Origin of the sequence: Gracilibacillus lacisalsi DSM 19029 (assembly GCF_000377765.1) — a bacterium.
Lineage (GTDB): Bacteria > Bacillota > Bacilli > Bacillales > Amphibacillaceae > Gracilibacillus > Gracilibacillus lacisalsi.
In genome coordinates, this window is record NZ_KB898669.1 from 25,771 (window position 1) to 44,879 (window position 19,109).

A 19,109-nucleotide genomic window follows, 5' to 3' on the forward strand; every position below is an offset into this window, starting at 1 on the left:
TCTTATTTCCTCCACAATATCGCATTGATAATTAGTAGAACACCGATTAAAATATAGGGTCCGAATGTCATAAGCGTCATTCCATAATGAAGCAAACCCAAAGCTATAGTTAGTGCTAGGAGTGCTAAAACTTCACCGCTTTGTTTACTTTGACCGACTCGATAAGATTCGGAAAAAGGCAGCACGTTTTTAAGAAATACTTGATAACAAATCCTGCTATAAAGAGCAGCAACTAACATAAGTACAATTAAAAAAGACAAAACTCTTTCTGTGAAAATCACTAAAAAGAACACACTTAATAGGAGATAAACCGGAATAAACAACCGAACTAAAAAAGCTTTTAATACTGCGCGGTGACAAACATTTTCATTTTTCACCGGTACTGCACGGTATATCCAGGCTGCTTTCGGATTAGTAGAAAATTGAAGCATTTGAATGCCTGCTGGAACCAAAACTAAGCTAAAGTACATCGAGAAATACATGTTACCATCACGTAGTTCGTCGAGAGAGCGACTAGTAAAATCCGTAATGAGAAAAATAAATGGAAATATGAAAGCCATTCCGATTGTTGGATAAACCTTTAACTTATAGTCTCGTTCATTTTTTAACATTCTGGTAGCAAAATCAAAGAAAACTTGTTCTTCTCGATTCCAAACAAATAGCTTGGACCAAAAACGACTCCACCATTCTTTTGCTTGTTTATGTTTTCCACTGTTAGATAAAAGCTTTTCCAAGTTGCGCTCAAAAGATGGAATCAGTTTGATATAAAGGAAAATAGCTATAAGTGGTATAATCACACCCAATATCGCGAGTATGATATACGACAGATCTGTTACACCATTTAAGACAATCTCATATATCGCTCCATACCAAATCGGCGGCATCAATACATGCCACCATTCAAAACTAAAGTTAACATTCAAATCAACAAACTCAAAGGAGCGGGCTACTAATTGATAGCCGATAATCATGGAAATACTTAAGAGAATTTGAATATAATTAATAATATCCTTTAACTTTTCTCCGTCAAAAAAACGAAGGATAATGATATACACCAATGCTGTCATAATCAGAATCAATAAATTAACAAAAAGCAGTACAACTAGACTTAATAAAAAGAATATAATCCCTTGATTAAACAACCCAATGACCATTGGAATAGCAGTAAACGCAATCGTTAGTTGACATAAGTAGATGGTAATATGGACAACCTTGGCCGTATTAACCGTTCTCGAATCAACTGGTTTTGTTCCTATAATCATTTTATCGCGAACATCTAGTAATACACTAGAGAAATCAGAAATGGTCGATGTCATGATAATAAACATAACAATAGCATACATAATGCTGACTTGAAAGATATACTGATCACCAAATAAGAAAGCAATCAGGATTAATCCCATCAAAGCATAGATACCAAGTGATTTCAGAAATTGATTACCGGAATCTGAGTTCGAATCATTAAAGATCGTCGGTACTCTTCTCGTATCCATCGTTAATTTCATCTGCAGGATCTCCCGCATCATCGGATAATCGACTTTTGCTTTTTGAAACAGCGACTGGAATTTATCTAGCATTTTCAATGATCTGAAATCATCCATCGCTATCACCATTTTCCACGATAGAAACAAAAGAACTGGCTATTTCTTGATGCTGATGAAATCCTGTCAGTTGATTAAAAATTTCCTCAAGTGAGCCTTCTTTATTCTGCTTCTGTAACTGTTCAAATGTTCCATCGGCAACAATTTGACCATCAGCAAGCAATACAATCCGGTTACTGATTTTTTCAACGACGTCCATAATATGTGAGGAATAAAAAATCGTTTTTCCCTGATTTGCTAACTGATCTAAGATCTCTTTGACGATCATCATACTGTTGGCGTCGAGGCCACTTAATGGTTCATCTAGAAAGAGTAAATCCGGGTTATGTATAATACTAGCTATAAAAAGAACTTTCTGCCTCATCCCTTTAGAAAAAGATGATATCCTTGTATGTAGTACATCTTCTAACTCAAATAAACGCATTAATTCTGTTGCTTTTCGGATAATCACCTGCTGATCCATTCCATATAGTCCACCGACAAAAGAAAGATATTCCATAGGTGTTAAGCTATCATAAATTTCTCCGTTTTCCGGAACATAGCCAATCCGTTTCTTATACGCTACTCCACTTGTTTTAATATTCTCACCAAATATTTCGATATCACCTTCAAATTCAGTGATCAAGCCTAACATGATTTTGACGGTTGTACTTTTACCAGCCCCATTCGGACCGATATAACCAATAATTTGACCTTGATAGACATCAAGATTAATAGATTCTAACACGCGAGTACTTCCGTAAGATTTAGCTACATTTTTTAGTGATAGAATAATATCTTCTGACACAATATTCACCTCCACACCCATCCTAACATAAATTTCCTTTTTCATGTTTTAATTTTTTTAATATGATTTTTTCTAACCAGGCCCATGGTAAAAGACGTTTGGCAAAAGCTATCATTCTCGCCCCTTTACCAATTGGATAGTGGAGTTTTGGCTGTTTTCTGCTGCATATCGAGGCTATCAAAGAAGCAACTTCACTCGGATCTGCACTAGATTTTGATGCTTGTTGTGCGTAAGACAGAACCGCGCTTTTCATCGGGTCTTTTTCCATCTCCAATTGGTCGATACTGGACAAGCTCTTATTCCAAATTTCCGTTTGATACGATGCTGCTTCTACTAAGGAGACAAATATCTGTTTCGGAAGTAATTCGATTCGTAAACTTTCACTGAAACCTGCTAAAGCAAACTTTGATGCACAATAAGCAGACATTCCTGGAAAACCTGCATATCCGCTAACACTGCCTATATTAATGATATTTGCCTTATCGGCTTGTTCTAATAATGGCAACATTACTTTGGTGACACGAAAAACTCCGTGCAAATTTACATCCAGCTGTTTCTGAAAAGTGTCTGTGGTTAAATCTGTAATAAATCCAGCTTGGCAAAAGCCAGCATTATTAACTAATACATCGAGCTTTTTATAATTGGTTTCTATGTAGTCTTTGACATATTGAATCTGATGCTCATCGGTTACATCCATTTCCATAATATCTAGTTGGGATGCTAGCTGTTCATTCTCGGCTCTTTCGATTAATTCATCACGTGACTGTAATGTTCTCATTGTCGCTATCACTCTGTAACCTTTTTTTAAGAATTCCAGTGTCGTTATGAAGCCAAAACCACTACCTGAACCTGTCACAAGTACTATCTTCACGAAGTTCATCCCCCTATCATATGTATTAAGCTATATCTTAACATATTTGTCTCATGTGGTATCGGGCCATTTATAATTATATAAGAAAAACCGTGGAAGCCCACCCGGTCCTGTCCAAAGTAGTTATTTTGACATGAATAAAAAGTTTAACAACCGCTGCGGCTTCCCCACTTCGCTTTCCGTGGGGCGTGTTTCAGCTAACTTTTGTAAAGAAGATCGCTTTACAAAAGTGGATCTTCAGATCACGCTGATCCCACAGGAGTCGAAGTGGGCGCCTGCGCTAAATAACGTTCTACATTTTTTAACGTACGGACATTACGTCTTTTATTTTACATGGTATAAAACCTCAAAAAGTTAGCTGTCACTTACGTTGTAGAGCTTTTCATAGTGGAGGCCGCCCGCTTCAACTCCTGTGGAAACTGTATTACCTGAAGATCCACTTTTTCAAGCGGTTTTTGCTTGGAAAAGTTAGCTGAAGGTAAAACCCCACGGAAAGGCAAGCGGGCAGCCGGAGCAATGCTTTCCGTCTACATATAATTTCAAAATGACCACCTATGATACAAAAACACTATCATGCCGCGTATTATATATACTTTCCTATCTGATAAGAAAAGCGCAGAGCGCCCGCGTAACAAAAAATCCCCCTCGCTTCTTCCTGCGAGGAGGATTTCAAATTCAACTATAAATTATTCTACACCTTCAGTCCACTCAGCAACTTTTTCTGAATTAGCTTCAACCCAATCTGCTGCAGCGTCTTCTGGATCTGTACCATTGTTAATTTCAAGCATAACAGAGTTACTGTCTTCTTCTGTCCACTCGAATTGATCTAACACTTTATATGCGTTTGGTAAATCTTCTTCTAGTCCTTCACGAACCATTGTTTCAATTGTTTCTGCTTCACCAAATACACCTTCTGGATCTTCTAAATATTTCAAATCATATTCAGAGAATTTCCAGTGTGGAGACCAACCAGTAACAATGATTTCTTCTTCATTTTCAATTGCTTCTCCAAGTTGTGTTGTCATTGCACCACTTGAAGATGTTTGTACTTGCCAGTCACTTAAATTGTCATATTCTTCGAGAGCCTTTTCAGCAGCACTTACCACACCGGCACCTGGCTCAATACCAGTAATCGATTGACCTGCTTCATCTGTAAGATCTGCAATAGAGTCAACATCCATGTAAGATGGTACTACAAGACCAATTTTTGCTCCTTCAAGGTTTGGCCCCAATTCTACTACTTGATCGCCAAATTCTGCATATTGTGATTCATGTGTTCCTGGTAACCATGCTGCAACCATACCATCAGCTTCACCATTAGCTACTGCTTCCCACATTGCTGCATTTTCAATAGATGTTAGTTTTACATCATATCCTAAATCTTCTAAGACTTTTCCAACAACATGTGTAGAGGCAATTTCAGTGTCCCAGTTTACGTACACTAGTTCAATTTCCTCACCTTCACCTACAGCAGCTGTTTCATCATTGCCTTCATCACCTGTAGCATCGTCACCTTCATCACCGGCACCACAAGCTGCAAGTACAAACACTAAAGTTAATACTGCCATTAATCCAAAAGACTTCCATGTTTTTAACATGAATAGACCTCCCCTTTTTAAAAATTTATATTTAAACATATCCAGGCTAACCTGGATATGTTTATCACCATAACTTTAAAAACTTCACAATGTCTTAACATATTTCATCTAACCAGTTTGCTGTTACTTAATCTTGCTATGTTTATTAAACTTAGCCTTTATTTAAGTTTTGAGAAACTCTGTCAATAATAATAGCTAAAATAACGATACCAAAACCTGCTACAAACCCAGGTCCTTCTTGTGAACGTTGCAGAGCTGTTAATACTTTATCACCAAGTCCTGGTGCACCGATCATTGATGCAATTACAACCATAGATAACGCAAGCATTACCGTTTGGTTTACACCTGCCATAATCGTTTTTCTGGCCATTGGTAATTCTACTTTAAACAGCTTCTGTGATCCTGTTGTACCAAATGCGTCAGCAGCTTCCACTAACTCATTGGATACTTGTCGAATACCTAAATTGGTAAAACGGACAACAGGAGGCGTTGCGAATACAACAGATGCAAAAATACCTGGTACCATTCCAATTCCGAAAAATACAACGGCAGGAATTAAATAAACGAAAGCAGGCATCGTCTGCATAAAGTCTAATATTGGCGTAATAATTGTTTGTGCCCATTTACTCTTTGACATCCATATGCCGGCTGGAATACCGATAATAATCGATATTAAACTGGCAAAAAGAACTAATGTGAATGTGTACATTAACTCTTCCCATAAGCCTTGGTTATAGACAAACCAGAGACCAATAATAGAAAAAGCAACTAATCCAAATTTCTTGCCAGATACAAAGAAAGCAATAAGAGCAACGATTAATATGACAATTAGTGCAGGAATTTGACTCAACCAATCTGCAGTCGTTTCAACAAATTGACCAAAATCTTGTTTGATCGGATCAAAAATAAATTGAAATGTATCTTTCATCCAATCAACAGCTGTATTAATCCACTGTGCTACTGGAATCTCGGGGATAAAATTAAGCATCTTCCGTCACCCCATTTCCATTTGCTAATGCTGCGATTACTGCACCTCGTACAATGATGCCTTTCATCTTGCCATCTTCCACAACAGCTACAGGTACAGGCGCATCATGAATAATTTCAAAAATTTCATGAATAGGTGCTTCTAATCCTACTGTAGGCATGTCTGTACGTAGAATGCTGTGTAAATCTTTTTGTTCATTATCCCGAGCCTGTTTAACGTCATCAGCTGTGACATAGCCCTTTAATTGTCTAGAACGATCCACCACATAGATGCTTGACAAGCCTTGCTCACGAATTCTTTCTAGCGCAACTCTTGGACCATGTTTTTCAATATCAACCGTCTCAGGTCGCTTCATGATATGACTTGCTGTTAATACTTTGGAGCGATCAACATCTTCAACGAATCGTTCGACATAGTCATTGGCCGGATTTACTAAAATTTCTTCCGGCGTACCAATTTGAACAATGGAACCATCCTTCATCAGTGCAATTCGGTCACCGATCCGTAATGCTTCGTCCAAATCATGCGTAATGAAGATAATCGTTTTCTTCATTTTTTGCTGAAGGTCCAATAACTCATCTTGCATATCTTTTCTAATTAATGGATCCAATGCAGAAAAAGCTTCATCCATAAGTAGAACTTCCGGATCATTTGCCAAGGCTCTAGCTAAACCAACACGTTGTTGCATACCGCCTGATAACTGATCTGGATACTGGTGAATAAAACTTCCTAATCCTACTAATTCTAAAGCTTCTTTAGCTTTCTCAGCACGCTCTTCCTTATTGATCCCTTGAATTTCCAGCCCAAACTCCGTATTTTCTAACACGGTACGGAAAGGAAATAATCCGAATTTTTGGAAGACCATACTCATTTTTTCACGACGGACTTTACGTAATGTTTCTTTCCCTACCTTCGCAAGATTTTCTCCACCTACTTCAACATCACCTTCCGTAGGGTCAATCAAACGATTCAATAAACGTACAAGTGTTGACTTCCCACTACCAGAAAGTCCCATAATAACGAATACTTCGCCTTCTTCGACTTCAAACGTCGCACGGTTTACACCGACTGTACATCCTGTTTTTTCTAAAATTTCTTCCTTTGCATATCCCTCATCTAATAATGAGAGAGCTTCTTTTGTTTTCTTGCCGAAAATTTTCGACAAATTCTTTACACTAATGACAGACATGAATCTATATCACCTCAATTTATATTCGACTTTTCCCGTCATTTTATGCATCACTTATACTATGCTAAAGGTTTTACTTGTGAATTTCAAGCGTTATACACTTATTTTTCCGTTTGTTACGTTTGTAAAGTTTAAACTTTACAAATGGAAATCCTTACTTTTACCATATACTTAGTGTTAACATTGATTTTTTATTTATGTAGTGTAAAGATATTAATAAGAGAGTTGAAAGGGGTTATCATACTTTTATGACACTAAAAGCCGATGCTAATTTAGAAAGAGTAAACAATCAAATCATTTCGGAGTTTTCGAAAACACTTGAAATGTTTTCTTTAAATAAAACAGAAGCGCAATTATTTGTTACGCTTTATTTAAATGGAGCTCCCATGACTTTAGACCAAATGAAAGATGCTCTGGGTAAAAGTAAAACGGCAATGAGTTATGCCGTTCGCAGGTTGCAGGAATTTAATTTAGTCGAACGTGTCTTTCAAAAAGGTGTGCGAAAAGACTTATATGAAGCTCGTGAGGATTTGTATAAGAAGTTCATGAAAACCTACGTTAATCGCTGGCTCGAGTCACTCAACCTGCAAATTAACAACTTAGCAGACATTCAAGAGGATCTAGATCGCTATCCTCATGAACAAAAGGAATTATTTGAGCATAAAATTCAAGAAGCAATTTCCTTTCATCGCTCGCTTGAAACGGTTTTTTCGAATATTAAGAAGAATGATTTTCTTTAATTTAATATAAATTTCTCAAGCAACTGGAATATATTTCGCCCGATTCTTCTCAGGATTAGCGCATATTCCAGTTGCTGAACAATCATAAATAAACGAATCCTATTTGATAGTCCTGCAAATCTTATCCGCATCTCCTATTTTTCCTTGCCAAGAGCCTATGGACAGAAATTAAGGGCCACTTATAGGTAGATTATATTATCACTCAGTTAACCTTTCAAATGGAATACTAGATTTATTCAACTTGTATCCAGTCTAATCTCACACTTCCCTCTAACACTTTCATCCTAATATGAGATTGGTTTTGTGAAGAAATCATTGACCCAATCGCATTAAACATTCGCCATTTACTATCACCCTCCATTGAAAACTCTTTAATAAGTTGTTCATTAATCAATAATTCCATCTTGACATATTTTTCAACGAATGCTCTTATTGCTATTTTCGGAATCCATTCTTTTTGATTATTCACCTCATAACAAACCCACTCGTCCTTATTTAACGCTATACACATCTCCACATTCGCCATACGGTTATGACTCTGATCGTAAAAGAAATCGAGAGATGACTCCGAAGTGGTCAAATTGGAAATCGTAATATTTTCATCTTCTCGAAATCCTTCTATCCCATTATTTTTCCGTTCAGCATGATAAGAAACTCCTTCACCTTTATAACCATAATGTTCTGCCTCCAACTTTATCGGAACACGTCTCATTATTGATCTCACCACATTTTCATGATATGTACAGTTTTTGAATTTTATGTTTTCAAGGTATTCATTAAAAATAGCTATTGCGGTATCTTTATTCGGTCTGTCACCACCATGCAGGTATTCAAGAATCTTCTCCCAATCTTGTGGTGGCTTGATAGAACATGGTGAATTAGTAGTACCTAGCTTCTTCCACACCCAAAAATTCCACGATATTTGCCAGTCATCATATAATTGAAACGCTGCCTGGTACCAGCCTAAATTGTTTTCTCCACCTTCTCCCATATAAATCGGTACTTGCAATTCATTACGTTTGGTTAAATATTGCTTTATCCCCTCTACATCAGGACTACTCCAATACTTGTGAAATTGCAACGAAACATTGGCATCAAATAAATGATCAAAAATCTCCCAGTTTGTGGACCAATGAGTTCCTTCTAATATAATCATATGTTGTTGATCTACTTCACGAATTGCTAAGATAAGCTCCTTATATAACTCAATCAATTCTTTTTTAAACTTATATTGAAATTCATTTGGCAATGGTTCGTTTAATAAGTCATAGCCCGCAACAATCCATTTATCTTTATAGCGTTGGGCAATAAATTTCCATAAATCAATAGTTTGTTCCTGATATTGTCTATTCGTAAATAACTCTGGATAATTATTTGGCGAGTCATCAATATTTGTTCCAGTTTGCCCTCCAGGCGCTCCATGCAAATCCAACACTACATATAGTCGATGTTTGGAGCACCAATCAATAAAAGTGTCTATTAATCTAAATGCCTCTTCCTTCACAGATCCATTATCATCTAAAACAAAACGGGAATTAATTGGTAACCGAACAGAATTCCATTGTTCTTGTTTCATCCGCTTGATATCATCTTCCGTAATATAATGATCTCTAAATTCCCGCCAAAAAGATTTAGCATAATCCTCACCCGCTAAATCCGAAATTAGTGATTCAATCTGACGTGGACTAGCCGCTTTGTCATAGAATTTCCACATGTAACCTTCCGGCAAAAGCCAATTCCCTACACCAACACCTTTTAAGAAAATCTCTTCTCCATTGCCATTAACAAGTCGTCTTCCCTCTCTTTTTAAAAAACCTTCTACTTTATCCTGCAATTGTAATCTACGCCCTTCCGTTTAATTTAAACTGTTCCCAAACCTTCAACAATTGCGTCTATATTACACTTCTCGAGCAAGAACAACATTTCTATAATATTTCGCACTGTCTTTAAAGAATCGCTTCTGGGTTTCGAAATCAACATAGACAATTCCAAATCTTTTATCATAACCAAATGCCCATTCAAAATTATCGAATAAAGACCAAACAAAATAACCTGAAATATGCATACCTTCTTCATTTAATGCAGCGATAGCTTGCAAATGATCTTTAATATATTTCGTTCTTTCTGCATCAGGAATAGTTCCGTCCTCCATCAATTGATCTGGATAGGAAGCACCATTTTCAGTAATAATGATTGGCAAGTCTGTATATTCAGTACGCAGCCTTCGAATAAGTTCTTGGAATTCTTTCGGTGATACATCCCACCCCATCCCGGTTTTGGGATAATCTGAATAAGCAGAATCAAATAAAAAATCACTAGCACTATTAAATTCGATTAATCCTCGACTATAATAGTTTATTCCGAAAAAGTCGCACTCAACAGATATTGTCTCGAAATCTTCTTTATGGATAAATGAAAAGTCATGGACATATTTAGAAAATAAATTAATCATATCGACAGGATAGCTTCCTTTAAAAATAGGGTCCAAAAACCAGCGATTAGTATAACCGTCCGCATTGTTTTTGGCGATCTCATCATTGTAATTATTTCCTGCCGAGTAAAAGGGTGCTAAATTTAACGTAATACCAATTGGAGTCGATGATTGATATGTTTCTTTTAATAGTTTCACCGTTTGACCATGAGATACTAAAATATGATGGGCAGCTTTTAGAGCCTCTTCCATATTTCTATGCCCTGGTGCATGAACCCCCTGATGATAGCCAAGAAAAGCGGCACACCATGGCTCATTCTGGGTTATCCAGCTATCTACTAAACCATCAAGCTCCTCAAACACTTTATTCGCATAATCATGAAACCATATAAGTGATTTCCTCGATACCCATCCTCCCTGGTCTTGTGCCCATTGAGGCAAGTCCCAATGATACAGAGTAACTACAGGTTTGATGTTATTAGCTTTTAATTCATTGATCAGCTTTTTATAAAATTGCATGCCTGCTTCGTTATAAACTCCTTCTTCCGGGAAAATTCTTGGCCAGGCAATCGAAAAACGGTAACTCTCTACTCCTAATTCCTTAATGATCTGAACATCTTCTTTATATAAATTATAGTGGTCACATGCAATTGCACCATTATCTCCTTGATATACCTTGCCAGGCACGTCAGCAAAAGTATCCCAAATAGATGGGGAGCGCCCGTCTTGAGATGCTCCTCCTTCTACTTGATAAGAAGATGTAGCTGTGCCAAAAGTAAATGTAGAATCAAAATTTTTCAACGTATAGTCCTCCTATAGTAAATTCTCGTTACACGATGCTATTTTACTATCCTTTTACAGCCCCTGAAGAAATACTATTAATGATATATCTAGATAAAAACAGAAATGCTATCATAATCGGTACAACAGAGATTGCAATTCCTAAGTACATAGCTCCCAAATTTGAAGCTACCGGTGATCCACGCAATGCCCCCATCATCACAGGTAATGTAAAAAGTTCGGGAGATCGCAAAATAACCAAAGGGGTAATATAGTTATTCCAAGAACCGATGAATGTAAAAATTCCCATTGTTGCAATAGCAGGCATTAATATTGGTAATACAATTCGGTGGAACATATGAATTTCTGATGCTCCATCGATCCGACCTGCCTCTAATAATGACATGGGCATAGTAGTGATTAAATATTGCCGGAAGAAAAACACCGTAAATGGAGCTGCAATTGCTGGAATGATCAGTGGCCAGTAAGTATCAAGCATACCTAATGCTTCACTTAGATCATACAATCCAATTAATCCAAGTTGCCCTGGAACCATCATCATAACTAGAAATGTAACAAAGATGACATTTTTCCATTTAAAATCGTACACTACTAACGCAAAAGCGGTTAAAGCTGAAAAGTATGCATTTAATATCGTGACAGAAACAGCAACTATTAAACTATTTGTAAACCCACGCCACACATCCATATAACTAATGAGTGTTTGATAATTTTCAAAAATCGCTGCTCCTGGAATGACCGTAAACCCTTGCAATATCTCGGAATTTGTTCTTGTTGCATTTATAATCATCATGTAAAAAGGGATAAAACAAATAACAACCAATAAAACTAACGCAATATATATAAACGTTTTTGCCACTGAGATTTTTTTCATTTTGGGCACCTCCTACCTTACTTCTCTTCGATACATTGTACGGAAAGTAATTGCCGAAAAAATAACAGTTATAATGAATAAACCGTACGCTAAAGTAGCTCCATAACCAAAATTATTATATCGAAAGGCTTGATTGTACAAATACAGTACCATCGTATTTAATGAACCTTGAGGAGCTCCTCTTGTATCAGTTAATAACATTGGCAAATCAAAAAGTTGCAGCCCACCAATAATAGAAGTAATTAATACATATAACAAAATTGGCTTTAATTGTGGTAATGTAATATTAGTGAATGACTTCCACCAATTGGCTCCATCGATAAGTGCCGCTTCATAATAATCACGGGATATGCCAGAAATTCCTGCTAACAAAATGATAAAAGAATTACCAAACCACATCCATGCGCCGATTAATGCTACGGCAGACTGAGCGTAAGCAGGACTGTTCAGCCAGTTTATCGGACTGTCAATTAACCCCAGACTCAACAACATTTGATTTAATGCTCCATGATTCCAATCTAATAAAATATTAAACAGGAGTGCTACTGAAGCGATAGTTATGATATTTGGTAGATAAAATAAAGCTCTAAATATACTTACGCCTCTTAATTTAAGCCGTATATCCGAGAATAATAGAGCCAACCCTAATGCAATAAGCATTTGTACAACAAAATTAAAACCCCAAATCTGAATTGTATTTAGAAAAGCTTCATAGAAATACGTATCCGTAACAAGCCTTACATAATTAGAAATTCCGACAAACTCTGCATTCGCAATACCACCCATACCACTGTAGTTTGTAAGACTGTAATAAAAAGTAAGGAAAATTGGATAGATATTAAAAATTAAAAAAACAATGACAAACGGGGCAATAAATAAATACGCTCTTCGATTATTTTTTGCCATTTTAATCCCCCCTCTAAAAAGGATGTAACGTAACAAGATACATAAAGAAATTCAATCATATTTATAGAACTGGGAGCACAAGAAACTGGTTTGTACTCCCATATGAAACTTATTCTGGTACGGTTACTTCAGGAAAAGCATTCTCCACTTGGTTATAAAATTCTTCCAGTGCTTCTTCTTTTGTAACGTTGCCTTCTACATAGTTACCTACTTCCGTACCGAAGAGTTCTCCAATTTGCTGGTCATACTTCGTGATGGTACTAGCGTCAATTTTTTGAGCTTCTTCTAAGAAAAATTTATAGTGGTTTTGGCCACCCAAGTATTCCTCAGAGAAATCTTCACTAATTTTGGTTGTCACAGGCAGATAGGATAGTACGTCACCAGTTGTTTCCGTTACCCACTCTGTTAAAAATTCTTCATCATGAACCAGCATTTGTATGAATTCCCAAGCTAAATCTTTATTTTCAGAGTCTTTGTACATACCAATCCATGTTCCACCTTGAAAATATGGAGTAGGACCATTGGTAACCGCCCAATCACCCGAAGTTTCCTCTGCCTCTTCTTTCAATACGGAATTCAATCCCCATGTTGGTAATGAAACAGCAAATACTTCTGTTTTATCAGCGTCTTCTGCATCTTCATCCAACTCATCCCAACCGACGTTGTAACTAATAGGTCCTACAAAAGATTCATACCATGCAGGTGACCAGGCGGGTGCTAACGCAGTATATTGTTTATCTCTTAATTCCTTTGCATAATCAAAATAAGATAACCGAGCTTCCGTCATCACTAACTCATTATTTTCATTCACCCAAGGCTGTGGATCTTGACCATTGGTATAGGGTTGAATAGAACCTTCATCAGGGAAAAGACGGTAATTGTGTTCTTTCATTTTCTCGCCAACATCCATTAAACCATCCATTGTTGAGAACATTTCCCCTACTTCATCCGGGTCATCTGTTCCTAATACCTCTTCTGCAATACTTCTACGGTAGTAGATCCCACCTGGAGTCGTTTGCCAAGATACAGCTCTGACCTCACCAGCACTGTTCTTACCTAAGTCCCAAACATAATCCATATAATCATCTTCCCAAGCATCAACATTGTATGGATCTGTTGACAGGTTTGCCCAATAATCTTGTTCAATCCAATCTTTCAAGTAAACTATTTCACCAGTAAATACATCAGGTGCTCCCTCACCACTTTCTAGAGCTGGCCGCAATGTGGTTGTATAGTTTTCTGTAGGAATAATCTGCAAATCCACATTTACATCATGTAATTCTTCAAACTTATTAATTGGTTCTTGTAACTCATCCGTAAATGAGGTAACTACTAAATCTGCTTTTTCTTGGGATGAGCAGGCACCCAGAACAAACAAAATACTTAAAACAGTTAATAATAATAGCTTTTTCATTGTTTTCCCTCCCAATTTAACTAACAACTATTCAACCAAAATGACACCCTCTGAATCATAAACTTTGGTTACTTCCATAGGAGCATGTAATAACCTAAATAACAAAATTCTGATTAGTAAAGCGCTTTACGAACTATCAATAAAAAGATATCTATATAGAAAGACTAGATATAGATTATAAAGCGTTTTCAATTGTTTTTTTGTCGAACAGTAGTGACTTTTTTATTATGTAAAGCGCTTTACATTACCGGTAAAAAAATAAGAGCTATCTTATTTTTTACCACATATGATCTACGGACATACAGGACTGTCTCTTAATTAACTGTACGGGAATAACTTTTCCATTTCGATTTTTACCTAGCTCATTAATCTCATCAAGCAATAATGCAGCAGACTGGTGACCTATTAATTCCTTATCTTGTTTCACAGTTGTTAACGGCGGATCAACATGCTTAGCCAAAGGAATATCATCAAAACCTATCACAGATATATCTTCGGGTACACGAAGTCCAGCTTCCTTGATAACCTTAATGGCTCCTAAAGCCATTTCATCACCAGATACAAACACCGCTGTTGGTCGATCTGTTAATGACAATAGTCTGAACATCGCTTCGCGTCCACCCTCATATGAATAATAGCCACCATCCACAATGTATTTGCTCGGTATAGAAAGATTGTGTTTCTCCATGGCTAACTCAAAACCTTTAGCTCGTTCTACCGCTGTATACATTGTTTGCGCTCCAGTAATATGCGCTATTTTGCGATGTCCTAATCCATACAGATAATCTACTGCAAGCGTACTTCCTTGTTTATTGTCACTATAGACTGCATGTGCTCCTTTTTCCGGCATATCGATAAAGACAGTTGGCATATTAAATTCCGTGAAATCCAATGCGTCATCACCTAGTGACTGTACAACTACTACTCCATCAACACCACGATGTTTTAGGTGCCTATAAGTTTCTTCTTTCAAGCCCATTTTTCTAGATACAAATAGCAAATCATAATTGTATAATTCTACATGCTTTTTAAAACTTTCAATTACCTCACTAAAAAATGGATGAGCCATCCCTACACCTAAATGTTCCGCAAATACTACTCCAATCATCCAGGATTTATTAGTTGCCAGTGTTCTTGCCGAAGAATTTGGGGTATATCCCAATTCCTCTACAGCTGCCAACACTTTCGCCTTTGCTTTTTCACTAACATTAGGGTAATCGTTTAATACTTTTGATACTGTTGTAATTGAATAACCTGTTTTCTTGGCAATATCATATATTGTAGTCATCTCATGCTCCTATCGAAAACGCTTTCGTTTTAAGTTTATGGCGACTTCTTCTTTTTGTCAATAGTTTTCTGAAAATATTTCCAGAACAGGTTAACTTTCATGTGAATGCTTCTGAGAATGATATGCCTTTGCTTGCACAAATTTATCAAACGCCCTATTGGCGCACATAAAAATAATCAAGGCTGGTGCACTTATTATGTAAAAAGGTACAATAGCTGGAAAAATACTAAGTATAATGGAAAATATAAATAAGCCAACTATCATCATCACAGTCGATAAAGGATAAAGTCCTATCATGACTAATGCATACTTTATGTTCATCCAAAAAGCTAGTTCAAAATGTACATAAACAGCAAATAAATAACTTGCACCTAAAATTGCTAGCATTGTAAGTAATAATAAGGCGGGGAATACAACTTTATCTATCAAAAAACTGTAAGGTAAGGTTTGAATGATAGTATAGTCGATATAAAGAAAGGCAAATACGACATATACGATAATCATTAACCTATTTGCATGCCAAAATTCGGTTCTGTAGGTTTGGTAAAATTGCCTCCAAATAGAACCATATTCATTCTCTCTAAGCATATTTCTTACAATCGTGAACACACTAATAGTTGCTGGTCCTACACCTAAGATAACCAATCCAGCTAACGAAAAGATCAACCATAAAATATTTAAATAAGCTAGTTTTGCTAGCCACTCAAACAGTAGATGCAAGCCTCCCATTGAACCATTTTTCATAAAATACCTCCAATCTTATTGATGAATAGAATTTTAACTCTAAATAAATGAGCTTCTTTTTAACAGAAAGCGCTTTCTGTTAAAAAGAAGCCTTACTCTCATATCTTTTACTTTCACAACCAATCCATAGCAATATCATAAACTGCTAAATTAATTTAATCAACTCTTAATCTCATGTTTTTTTAATGAGAAATACTCTGTCTTCCTTCTATATACCATTATTTAAGGAAGAATGATATTTTTCCACTCAAATGATGAAATAGTTGAACAACTTGACCATCACTCCGGCTACCCACTTCCATTTCCGTGGGGTTTGTTTAGCTTACTTTTTTGAGCATAACCCGCTCGATCTTCAGGTCAAACAATTCCCACAGGAGTTGAAGTAGGCAGCCTTCGCTAAGCTCTCACTACAACATATTATTAACCCATAAAAACACTAAAAAATAGTATTGAAATCTCTAAAAAAGTTGAGATACTTATGTTTTATATACTTTCCTTACAAGCAAAAAAGACGAACATCAACTGTGATTGTCCGTCTTTTTTATCTTAGGTTGAGTATTCTGTCTCCAACCATTCTCTTTACATCTTCTCTTCAACTGTCCCATCTTCTTGATCAACAATATACCAACCAATAGTTGCGGTATGACTTGTTTCACCATTGGAAACTAATTCATACACTTGAACGACAAAGTCGCCATCCTCTCTGTGGTCCATTACGACTTGGATATCACCATTCTGTGAAATATTAAGGTGGTTCCTTACTAAATCTTCTGCTATAGTGTCCGTAATTTCACTCGTATCCGTTTCCGGGGTACTATCAGTATTGTTTTCATCTAACGCTTGCTCTTCGCCTTCTTCACTCTCATTGTTTTCTCCGTTTAAATCTTCAGACCTTACTTCACTAACAATCCAGGAATCATCTGTTGATGTAATCACATAAGTCATTCTTACATTTCCGATTAACTCATTTGATTGATCTTGTGTTACCTCATACTCTACATCATTCACTTGTTCAAAACTAAAATCACTATCTTCTTCAAACCACACAGGTGCCTCAGTTGCAACAACATATACCTTATCATTTTCCTCTTCAAAATAGTGAGACCCAAATGAATCGGCTAATTCCTCTGACATAACGGTCATGAATTCTTCTTTCAGTGCTTCTTTTGAATCATAATCTATTAAAGCACCATCATCCTCCGTATTCTCAATGACAGACATAAATTTATCTTGGTATTCATTCAACACTTCTTTTGCTTGTTCTTGATCAAGTGTAGGTATTTCTTCCTCGGAAGATGCATCTTCTTCTGAATCATCTGCTGGTTCTTCTACTTCATTCTCTGGATATTCTGTTTCATTTTCATCTTTGTCATCTTGTGTACACGCCATTACTACTAACGATAACAGCAATACTAGAATGACAAACAATAATTTCTTTTTCATGTCGATTTCCCCCATTTTCCATCTAATATCAAAAATATTACTTAGTAATAATATACCCTATTTTTGATAATAACAAACTATTTATCATCTCCTATAAGGCTTTATCACTAATATTTCTTGAGATCTTTAGCTATTTTATTCTTGCACAGTGAACGACTCTTTAATTCAGCGTACGAACAGGAGGAATCAGAAAACTGCTAAATAAAACTGTAAGATTTCCCCGTAAAAGTGGTTTTACCGGGAAAAGTGCCTGTGAAAAGGCTGATTTTTCCCGGTAAAAATACAATGACGGGGAAATCTATCAAATAGAACGAGAGGTTTTCCCGAAAATAAATGGAACGATGTTAGTCAAGGGACTAATGAAAAAGATAGGTGAGCTCATCACCTATCTGCTACTTATCTATAAATCTTGTTAAAAAATCAGACAATCTAGTTTGATATTTTTCCTTATGAAGTGCGTATGCTTCACCATGCCCGGCATCATCATATAAAAAGATTTCTGCATGACTATTAGTCTCTTTATAGAGTTCATTTGCCATTCTGGAAGGGACAAATGTATCTTCTTTTCCATGGAAATAGAGAATCGGAACCTCTGCCTTCTTTACCTGATCAATAGCGGAAGCTTCGTAAAAGGAGTAATTGGCACGTATATTAGAGACCATACTCGTTGTAGGTAATACCGGAAATGCTGGTATGTTGTACATCCTGTTCATTTGATATTGAAAAAGGTCATATACATTGGTATAACCACTATCCGCAACGACCGCTTGTACTTGTGGAGGAAGTTCTTCTCCACTTGCCATCAGCATCGTGCCTGCCCCCATCGATAACCCATGTAGGACAATTTCCGCATTTGTTCCAACACGCTGAATAACTTGATCTGTCCAATCCAAAACATCCAAGCGATCATGCCAGCCAAAACCAAAGTAATCTCCTTCACTTTTTCCATGCCCTCTCATATCAAAAAGAAAGATATTATAGCCTAACTCTTCATAATAATATTGCGCATATAACCCCATATCTGTGGCTTTTCCTAAATAACCATGACCAAAAATAACTGTTTTGTTTGTATCAGTAGTGGCCGGTAAATAATATCCTTTTAAAGTTAAATCATCAAAAGTTTGCAGCTGCCAACCTTCAAAACTCTGACTGGCCACCCAGTCTCGCCATCCGCCTTTGGTAAAGACGTTCATCGCTGATGCGGATACTTCCAAGTCTTCATTTCCTTGTAAAAAAGTCTTTTGTTCACGTTTGATGGCGAGGTTATAAAAATAGTTTCCAGCAAATAAATCTATGCATAATAAAATGGCGAAAAGCGCTATCATTATTTTTAAACCTTTACCTATCTTCACAAAAAATCCCCTTTCGACATCTTTATACATATTATAACAAGCATTTGCTTCGAAAAGGGGATTTTTTATTGGAACAACCGGA

At 36.5% G+C, this 19,109-nt stretch carries 16 protein-coding genes; 1 reads left to right on the top strand and 15 read right to left on the bottom strand.

Annotated features, from left to right (window positions below; translation table 11 throughout):
* Positions 1–2: 2 nt before the first annotated feature.
* From D569_RS0113145 to D569_RS0113170, 6 genes are all read right to left on the bottom strand, one after another.
* Entirely contained in the window at positions 3–1,505 is a 1,503-nt protein-coding gene (locus D569_RS0113145; RefSeq protein ID WP_156822950.1) for a hypothetical protein, read from the bottom strand.
* A gap of 88 nt (positions 1,506–1,593) precedes the next feature.
* Positions 1,594–2,388 (bottom strand): ABC transporter ATP-binding protein, encoded by a 795-nt coding sequence (locus D569_RS0113150; RefSeq protein WP_018932895.1) that lies wholly within the window; start codon positions 2,386–2,388, stop codon positions 1,594–1,596.
* A gap of 22 nt (positions 2,389–2,410) precedes the next feature.
* Positions 2,411–3,259: an SDR family NAD(P)-dependent oxidoreductase gene (locus D569_RS0113155; protein WP_018932896.1), complete on the bottom strand. Its 849-nt coding sequence runs from the start codon at positions 3,257–3,259 to the stop codon at positions 2,411–2,413.
* Between the two features lie 686 nt (positions 3,260–3,945).
* A complete protein-coding gene (locus tag D569_RS0113160; protein ID WP_018932897.1) occupies positions 3,946–4,857 on the bottom strand; it encodes a glycine betaine ABC transporter substrate-binding protein in 912 nt (303 codons plus the stop codon).
* A 151-nt stretch (positions 4,858–5,008) separates the two neighbouring features.
* A complete protein-coding gene (locus D569_RS0113165; RefSeq protein ID WP_018932898.1) occupies positions 5,009–5,845 on the bottom strand; it encodes an ABC transporter permease in 837 nt (278 codons plus the stop codon).
* On the bottom strand, positions 5,838–7,034 hold the full coding sequence (locus tag D569_RS0113170; protein ID WP_018932899.1) for a quaternary amine ABC transporter ATP-binding protein: 1,197 nt from the start codon (positions 7,032–7,034) through the stop codon (positions 5,838–5,840). The genes D569_RS0113165 and D569_RS0113170 overlap by 8 nt, the downstream gene beginning before the upstream one ends.
* Before the next feature lie 248 nt (positions 7,035–7,282).
* Between D569_RS0113170 and D569_RS0113175 the strand changes: the two genes are divergently transcribed.
* Complete coding sequence (locus D569_RS0113175; protein WP_018932900.1) at positions 7,283–7,774, top strand: GbsR/MarR family transcriptional regulator; 492 nt, start codon at positions 7,283–7,285, stop codon at positions 7,772–7,774.
* A 232-nt stretch (positions 7,775–8,006) separates the two neighbouring features.
* Here the strand turns inward: D569_RS0113175 and D569_RS0113180 are convergent, their stop codons facing one another.
* The 9 genes from D569_RS0113180 to D569_RS0113220 all read right to left on the bottom strand — a co-directional run bounded on the left by D569_RS0113180 (position 8,007) and on the right by D569_RS0113220 (position 19,027).
* Positions 8,007–9,608 carry a glycoside hydrolase family 5 protein gene (locus D569_RS0113180; RefSeq protein ID WP_018932901.1) on the bottom strand — a complete coding sequence of 534 codons (1,602 nt, stop codon included), beginning with the start codon at positions 9,606–9,608 and terminating at the stop codon, positions 8,007–8,009.
* A 63-nt stretch (positions 9,609–9,671) separates the two neighbouring features.
* A complete protein-coding gene (locus tag D569_RS0113185) occupies positions 9,672–11,006 on the bottom strand; it encodes a GH1 family beta-glucosidase (RefSeq protein ID WP_018932902.1) in 1,335 nt (444 codons plus the stop codon).
* A 46-nt stretch (positions 11,007–11,052) separates the two neighbouring features.
* Positions 11,053–11,880: a carbohydrate ABC transporter permease gene (locus tag D569_RS0113190; protein WP_018932903.1), complete on the bottom strand. Its 828-nt coding sequence runs from the start codon at positions 11,878–11,880 to the stop codon at positions 11,053–11,055.
* A 12-nt stretch (positions 11,881–11,892) separates the two neighbouring features.
* Positions 11,893–12,786, bottom strand: a complete 894-nt coding sequence (locus D569_RS0113195; protein WP_018932904.1) for a carbohydrate ABC transporter permease — start codon at positions 12,784–12,786, stop codon at positions 11,893–11,895.
* A 109-nt stretch (positions 12,787–12,895) separates the two neighbouring features.
* A complete protein-coding gene (locus tag D569_RS0113200; protein ID WP_018932905.1) occupies positions 12,896–14,200 on the bottom strand; it encodes an ABC transporter substrate-binding protein in 1,305 nt (434 codons plus the stop codon).
* 277 nt (positions 14,201–14,477) lie between these two features.
* On the bottom strand, positions 14,478–15,488 hold the full coding sequence (locus D569_RS0113205) for a LacI family DNA-binding transcriptional regulator (RefSeq protein ID WP_018932906.1): 1,011 nt from the start codon (positions 15,486–15,488) through the stop codon (positions 14,478–14,480).
* 90 nt (positions 15,489–15,578) lie between these two features.
* Positions 15,579–16,232: a YesL family protein gene (locus D569_RS0113210; protein WP_018932907.1), complete on the bottom strand. Its 654-nt coding sequence runs from the start codon at positions 16,230–16,232 to the stop codon at positions 15,579–15,581.
* A 579-nt stretch (positions 16,233–16,811) separates the two neighbouring features.
* Positions 16,812–17,675, bottom strand: coding sequence for a hypothetical protein (locus tag D569_RS0113215; protein ID WP_018932908.1), 864 nt, complete (start codon positions 17,673–17,675; stop codon positions 16,812–16,814).
* Between the two features lie 392 nt (positions 17,676–18,067).
* Positions 18,068–19,027 carry an alpha/beta hydrolase gene (locus D569_RS0113220; RefSeq protein ID WP_018932909.1) on the bottom strand — a complete coding sequence of 320 codons (960 nt, stop codon included), beginning with the start codon at positions 19,025–19,027 and terminating at the stop codon, positions 18,068–18,070.
* Positions 19,028–19,109 lie beyond the last annotated feature (82 nt).

Coding starts and splice junctions, on each gene's coding strand:
- D569_RS0113175 (WP_018932900.1), top strand. CDS start 7,283: ATGACACTAAAAGCCGATGCTAATTTAGAAAGAGTAAACAATCAAATC.
- D569_RS0113215 (WP_018932908.1), bottom strand. CDS start 17,675: ATGAAAAAGAAATTATTGTTTGTCATTCTAGTATTGCTGTTATCGTTA.
- D569_RS0113170 (WP_018932899.1), bottom strand. CDS start 7,034: ATGTCTGTCATTAGTGTAAAGAATTTGTCGAAAATTTTCGGCAAGAAA.
- D569_RS0113205 (WP_018932906.1), bottom strand. CDS start 15,488: ATGACTACAATATATGATATTGCCAAGAAAACAGGTTATTCAATTACA.
- D569_RS0113145 (WP_156822950.1), bottom strand. CDS start 1,505: ATGAAATTAACGATGGATACGAGAAGAGTACCGACGATCTTTAATGAT.
- D569_RS0113165 (WP_018932898.1), bottom strand. CDS start 5,845: ATGCTTAATTTTATCCCCGAGATTCCAGTAGCACAGTGGATTAATACA.
- D569_RS0113190 (WP_018932903.1), bottom strand. CDS start 11,880: ATGAAAAAAATCTCAGTGGCAAAAACGTTTATATATATTGCGTTAGTT.
- D569_RS0113210 (WP_018932907.1), bottom strand. CDS start 16,232: ATGAAAAATGGTTCAATGGGAGGCTTGCATCTACTGTTTGAGTGGCTA.
- D569_RS0113195 (WP_018932904.1), bottom strand. CDS start 12,786: ATGGCAAAAAATAATCGAAGAGCGTATTTATTTATTGCCCCGTTTGTC.
- D569_RS0113200 (WP_018932905.1), bottom strand. CDS start 14,200: ATGAAAAAGCTATTATTATTAACTGTTTTAAGTATTTTGTTTGTTCTG.
- D569_RS0113160 (WP_018932897.1), bottom strand. CDS start 4,857: ATGTTAAAAACATGGAAGTCTTTTGGATTAATGGCAGTATTAACTTTA.